The sequence below is a fragment of the Streptomyces mayonensis genome (genome assembly GCF_018982965.1).
GTDB classification, from domain to species: Bacteria; Actinomycetota; Actinomycetes; order Streptomycetales; family Streptomycetaceae; genus Streptomyces; species Streptomyces mayonensis.
Window position 1 is genome coordinate 45,278 of the sequence record NZ_JACBYP010000053.1, and the last position, 6,505, is coordinate 51,782.

The 6,505-nt window shown below is 75.5% G+C and carries 3 protein-coding genes; 1 reads left to right on the top strand and 2 read right to left on the bottom strand.

The genetic code is table 11. From position 1 onward, the window contains the following. Window positions 1-94 precede the first annotated feature (94 nt). Complete coding sequence (locus tag HZS56_RS20575; RefSeq protein ID WP_216722206.1) at window positions 95-1,090, top strand: ABC transporter ATP-binding protein; 996 nt, start codon at window positions 95-97, stop codon at window positions 1,088-1,090. Here HZS56_RS20575 and HZS56_RS20580 read toward each other — a convergent pair. Then, the gene (locus tag HZS56_RS20580) at window positions 1,065-2,021 is read right to left on the bottom strand and encodes a bifunctional riboflavin kinase/FAD synthetase (RefSeq protein ID WP_216722207.1); all 957 of its coding nucleotides are present in this window, start codon (window positions 2,019-2,021) and stop codon (window positions 1,065-1,067) included. The two genes, HZS56_RS20575 and HZS56_RS20580, sit on opposite strands and share 26 nt — an antisense overlap. Before the next feature lie 227 nt (window positions 2,022-2,248). Then, on the bottom strand, window positions 2,249-6,379 hold the full coding sequence (locus HZS56_RS20585) for a trypsin-like peptidase domain-containing protein (protein WP_374201186.1): 4,131 nt from the start codon (window positions 6,377-6,379) through the stop codon (window positions 2,249-2,251). Window positions 6,380-6,505: the final 126 nt, after the last annotated feature.

The following is a 6,505-nucleotide window of genomic DNA, read 5'->3' on the forward strand; positions in this document are numbered from 1 at the left end:
CGCTCAAGGACCCACTCAGGACCCCGGTCAAGGACCCACTCAGGGCCCCACTCAGGGCCTCGCACCCGGCCCCTCACACGGTGCCGCATCCTCGTTGCTGAGCGTCGAGGGGCTGCACGTGGCCTTCCCCGGCCGGCGGGGCGGGCCCGACGCGCGGGCCGTGGACGGGGTGGACCTCGACATCGGGCGCGGCGAGATCGTCGCGCTGGTCGGCGAGTCGGGCTGCGGCAAGACGACGCTGGCCCGTTCGCTGCTGGGCCTGGTCAGGCCGACCCGGGGACGCGTCACCTTCGACGGCGCCCCCCTTGGACGGTCCTCCCGCGCGCTGAAGGCGTACCGCAGGCGGGCCCAGTTGGTCCTCCAGGATCCGAGCGGTTCGCTGAACCCGCGGCACACGGTGTACGACATCGTCGCCGAGGGCCTGCGCATCCACGCTCACCCCGGGGACGAGCGGACCGCGGTCGCCGAGGCGCTGTCGCGGGCCGGGCTGCGCCCGCCCGAGCGGTTCTTCCTGCGGTACCCCCACGAGCTGTCCGGGGGTCAGCGTCAGCGGGTGGTCATCGCGGGCGCGCTGGTGCTGGGCCCGGAACTCCTCGTCGCCGACGAGCCGGTGGCCTCGCTCGACGCGTCGGTGCGCGGCGAGATCCTCGCGCTGCTGCTGCGGCTGCGCGCCGAACTGGGCCTGTCCGCACTGGTCGTGACCCATGACCTGGGGCTGGCCTGGAACATCGCGGACCGGGTCGCGGTGATGTACCTCGGGCGGATCGTCGAGACGGGCGCGGTCGAGCAGGTCCTGACAGCACCCCGGCACCCGTACACCCGGGCCCTGCTGTCCGTGTTGCCCGAGGCGCCCGGCGACCCGGTGGTGCTCACCGGTGAGCCTCCGGACCCGTCGTACATCCCCACCGGCTGCCGCTTCCACGTCCGTTGCCAGGTCCTGGCGGACGGAACGGCCGAGCGGGCAGGCGTCGCCGACGCCTGCCGGAGCCGGGACCCGGGCGTCCTCGGTGGCGGCGGGTCGTCCCAGGCCGCCTGTCACTGGGCCCGGACGCAACCGCGGGAGGTCAGTCCTGCCGGTCCTGTGCCGTGATGATCTCGCGGCACCTGTCGACGTCCTGGCCCATCTGCGCGAGCAGGGCGTCCAGCGTCTCGAACTTCGCCTGCCCGCGGACGAAGGCCACGAAGTCCACGGCGACGTGGAGTCCGTACAGATCGAGGCCCACGCGGTCGATGGCGTACGCCTCCACCGTGCGCTCGGTGCCGTCGAACTGCGGGTTGGTGCCGACGGAGATCGCGGCCGGCATCGCCTCGCCCTGTGCGTGCAGCAGGCCGGCGTACACACCGTCGGCCGGGATCGCGGTGTGCGGGAGGGTCTCGACGTTGGCCGTGGGGAAGCCCAGCTCCCGGCCGCGCTGGGCGCCACGCACGACGACGCCCTCGACACGGTGCGGGCGGCCCAGGATCTCGGCGGCGCCGGCGACGTCGCCGTCGGCGACCAGGCGACGGGTCAGGGTCGAGGAGAACGGCTCCCCACCGCCCGCCTCGCCGGTGACGTACAGGTCGACTACCTCGACGTCGAAGTCGTAGACCTTGCCCTGTTCGACGAGGAAGTCGACGTTGCCGGCGGCCTTGTGGCCGAAGCGGAAGTTGGGGCCCTCGACGACGGCCTTGGCGCGCAGCCGGTCGACCAGGACCTTGACGACGAAGTCGGCGGCGGAGAGTTTCGAGAACTCCTTGGTGAAGGGGAGGATCAGCACCGCGTCCACGCCCAGGTCCGCCATCAGTTCGGCCCGGCGGTGGTGCGGGGCGAGCAGCGGCGGGTGGCTGCCGGGGCGGACGACCTCGCTGGGGTGCGGGTCGAAGGTGACGACGACCGCGGGGACGCCCAGCTCGCGGGCGCGGTCCACGGCGTGCTTGATGATCAGCTGGTGCCCACGGTGGACGCCGTCGTAGGAGCCGATGGTTACGACGCTGCGCCCCCAGTCCTCGGGGATGTCCTCCAAGCCACGCCAGCGCTGCACTGTGTCTGCTCCTCGGTGGGTTTCCGTGGTTTTCGTGGGTTCTCGTGGATGTTCTTGGGTTTTCGTGGTTTCCCTGGACTCGCGGATCCGGTGATTCCGCGGATTCTCCGGATCCCGTCGTGCCCCTTGCGCAGGTCTAAGGGTGCCATGCCGTCCGGCGACCGCCCGCATCGGCATCGGCCCTGTGACGGGCCGCACGCCCCGGGGGCCGGGCGGGTCCGGGGTGGTCAGGCGGGGACGCGGACGCCCGCCAGGTTCTCGAGCGTGCGGCGTGCGCTGGGGCCCACGAGTGCGGCCCAGTCGTGGGGCGCGTCGGTCAGCCAGCCGGTCAGGCGGGTGGCGAAGCCCGGGAGGTGCCGGGCCAGGTCGACCAGGGCGCGGTCGAAACGGGTGGCACCGTCTGGGGTGCGGACGAGGAGGAGGCCGGTGCGGTGGACGAGGGCGTACTGTTCCTCGCCGTCGCACGCCGCGGCCGCGCGCAGCAGCGCGTCCAGGACGGCGGGCGCCTGCTCGTGGGCGAGCAGGTGTTCCCGCAGCTCGCGGCGGAGCGTCCGGCTCTGGCCGGCGCGGTCACGGGTACCGGGGGCGCCCGAGGCGCCGGTGGGGTCGATGGTTCTGGTGCTGCCGGTGGTTCTAGTCGTGTCAGTGGTTCTACTGGTGTCAGTGGCCCTACCGGTGTCAGTGGCCCTACCGGCGTCGGTGGTGTCGGTGGGGCGAGCCCGGTCGGTGGCGAGGACGCCGGCGAGCGCGGCCCGCGCCGCCTCGGGGCCGGCGTCGAGGAGGCGGGTGACCAGCGGCAGGAGTACGGCGCGGGGCGCGGGGTCCGTGTCGAGGCGCCGGTCGACGTAGGCGGCGAGGTGCCCGGCGGTCCCGGGGCGCTCCGCCACGGCCTGTCCGAGGACGGCGGCCACCCGGTGGACCAGCACCGGTGTCGTGGCGTCGGCGAGCCGGCGCAGCGCCTCGCCGGTGTCCGGGCCGCGCAGCCGGGCCCGGAAGGCCTCCAGTACGGGTTCGGGGTGCGTGGGCAGCGCGGCGGCCACCGCGGCCGGCGGCAGGTAGGGGTCGTTCGCGGCGAAGTGGTCGAGCGCCCTCGGGAGGTGGCGGTCCCGGCTGCCGGGGTCCTGTACGAGCAGGGCGAGCGCGCCGCCGCGCAGCGGGCTGTCGGACGGGCCGGCGAGCAGCACCAGTGCGGCGTGGCGGAGGAGGGTGCGGTCGGCGGTGGTGCGGGCGTGCGGGGCGGTGCGCAGGCCGTGGGTGACCGCCGCCGTCTGCCGCGCCGGGCGCTCGTCGCGTGCCCAGCGCTCCACCGCCCGGCAGAGCGCCGACGGCTCCTCCTCGGCGAGGACGGCGAGCAGTTCGTCGGCGCGTGGGTGCGTGCTGTCGACGAGTACCTCGGTGAGGCCGTCCAGACCTCGGTGGCGGTGGGTGTGCAGCAGCGCCTGGGCGGCCGTCGCCACGGTGGCGTGCGGCGTGGAGGGCAGCAGCCGCTCGTCGCCGAACCACCGTACGAGGAGCGGCTGTACGGCCGCGGGGTCGGCGGCGAGCAGCCCGGCGACGGTGTCGAGGTGGCGGGGGCCCGGCTCGTGCGGAGGGCCGTCGGCGAGGACGAGGCGGCGCAGCAAGTCGAGGCGCGTGCTCTCCGGCAGGCGCAGGGACGTCCAGAAGTCGGACCCGAAGGCCTCCGGCAACCCTCCCCACTCCCCTCTTTCCTTCCGCCCCTGCTCCTTCAGCCCCTGCTCCTTCAGCCCCTGCTCCTTCCGCGCCTGCTCCTTCCGCTCGGCGATACCGTCGGCGAGCAGCCGCAGCACCTCCGTGTACGGCGTCGCGTCGGGCACGCGTGTCAGTACGCCGGCGAGCAGGCGGGCGGCCCACCAGGAGTGCGGGTCGAGGTCGAGGGCCTGCACCAGCTCCTCGAGGGTCAGGGCGAGTTGCAGTACGCCGTGCTGTCGACCGAGGAGCAGTACGGCCTCGACGACGGAGCCGATGCGGTGGTGCGGGACGGGCAGGGTGTGCGTCCCGTCGGGGGTTCCACGGCGGTGGACCAGGGCGCGCAGGGCCTCGTCCAGGTCCAGGTGGGAACCCTGGATCCAGTCGGCCAGTTCCTCGTGCGCGAAGCGGTAGCCGTCGCCCGCGGGTACGAGGAGGCCCTCGGCGAGGACCGCGGACGCCCATCCGACACCGCCCCCGAGACGGGCCGGTGCCGGGCCCCACGGGAACAGCGCCTCGAAGGACGCCCGGTCGAGCCCGCCCTGCCCGGGCCCGAGGCTGCGCCGTGCCGCCTCGTGGACCTGCCCGGAGACCTTCGCCGCGAGTCGGCGTACGGCGGTGCCGTGCAGTCCGTTCTCCCGGGCCAGGCGGATCGCGACGCGCAGGCACACCAGGTCCAGGTGGGCCTGGAAGACGGTGTCCCGGTCGACCGGCACGGGGGGCCGGGGGCCTGGGAGGGCGGCGTGGACCTCCGAGAGCAGGCGGAGGGTGAGGGGGTGGCCCGCGTCCCCGTCCACGAGGGCACCGTCCGGCACCCGGTGGCGGGCGCGCGCCTCCCGTGCCTCCTCGCCGGTCAGGTCCCCGAGACGGACGCAGGGCGGCAGGTCCGCGCGGTACGCCGGTCCGGCGGGGGACGTCGTCGGCCGCGGCCCTGCGGCGGCCGTGTGCTGCGGCGGCCCCTCCGCGGCGGGCGACCTCGGAGTCGACGGCCTCGTGGAGGTCGTGTGCTGCGGTGACATCTCCGGGGCGGCCGCGGTGCCCGGCGAGGGTACGCCCCACGCCGAGCCGGTACCCGGGTCCCCCGCGCCCACCCCGAAGGGCGACACGGGTTCGAGGCGTGGAGAGCGTGCCTGCGCCGGGCGCGCCGCCCCTGCCGCCCCTGTCTCACGCTGCGGCGGTACGGACAGTGGCGCCCCGGACCCCGGCAGTCCCGGCCGCGGTACCCGCACCGCACGCGACGCTCCGGAACGCGCTCCGCTCCCCGTGTCGTACAGCAGCTCGCGCGGGAACTCCGCTCCCGCGTGCTCCCAGTACTCGGCGCGGCACGCCACGACGAGCCGAGCTCCCGTGTCCCGCAGCCAGGCCGCCGTGCCCTCGGTCCACTCGGGAAGTCGGTGGGCCAGGACGGGCGGCATCTCCTCCGGTCCGTCGAGCAGGAGCAGGAGGGGCCGTCCGGCGGCGCGGGCGAGGTGGGCGAGGCGCTCGGGGCTGGTGTCGTCGAGCCCGGCGGGGCGGAAGGTCTCCGAGGCGGCGGCCACGATGCGGGCGGCGCGGGCCAGCGTCCTGCGCACCGCGTCCGCCAGCGACCGGTCGCCGTCGCGCAGGTCGGCGCCGCGCAGCCACAGGGTGGGCCCCGGCCGGGCACCCCGGGCCCGGCGGGCAGCGAGTGCCGCCAGCTCGGTCGTCCGTCCGGTGCCGGGTGCTCCGACGAGGCCCAGCACACTGGCGCGGCTCGCCTCGAAGGCGGCGAACTCGCGGGTCACCGCGGCTCGTTCGACCGGCGCCACGCGCCCGGAGCCTACGTCCGCACTCACGTCGGGTCCGTTTTCGCGACTTACGTCGAAACCTGGGCCGGGTCCGACGTCCGGTCCGATGTCGGGTCCGACGTCCGGTCCGATGTCCGGTCCGATGTCGGATCTGATGTCGGGTGGGACGTCGGGTCCTACAGGGCGGCCCGCCTGTGCGCCGCCCTCGTCGAGACCGCGCGTCGACACCCCGGCCGGGCCGTCCTGGCTCGTCGACGTCGCCGTCAGGGCGAGGACACCGGCCGGATTGAGGTCGGCGCCGTAGGCCGGGACCGTGGCCGCGTTCTCGGCGAGGAGATCGGCGAGCGGGCCCCCGGCGGTGGCGCGCAGCGGGACGGCGAAGCCGACCTCGCTGTGCCCGGAGCTGAGGGCGGTGCCGAGGACGCCGAGGACGGCGCCGGTCGACACGTCGAGCACGGGCCCGCCGGCCGCTCCGCCGCCCAGCCGCAACGCGTCCCGCCCCGACATGCCGATGGCCAGCTCCAGGGCGTCGCGGATGAGGTGGAAGCGGTCGGTGGCCGTGTAGGTGACCTCGGCCGCGCCCAGGACCCGGGCCTCGCGCCAGCCTCCGGCGGCGATGCGGACGTAGGTGCCGGGCTCGACCCGGTCGCGTGCGGCGACGGGCAGCGGGGCGACGCCGAGGCCCCCGGCGCGGACGAGGGCGAGACCGAGGCCGGGCAGCGGGGTCACGTCGGCGGCGGCCACGACGCGGCGCCGGTCCGCGGCGGTGCGCAGAATGAGGCGGGACAGGCCGTCGACCGCCTCGTGGCTGGTCAGCACCGTGCCGTGATGGTCGGCGACGAAGCCCGTACCGCGGGGACGGCCGGCGAGGTCGCCGATACGGATCAGTGCCGCGTCGGGAACGAGTACCGGCGGCGGGACCGGAGCGGGCGGCGGGCCGCCGGGCGCCCCCCGCGGAACCTGCCCGACATGCCGATGGCCAGCTCCAGGGCGTCGCGGATGAGGTGGAAG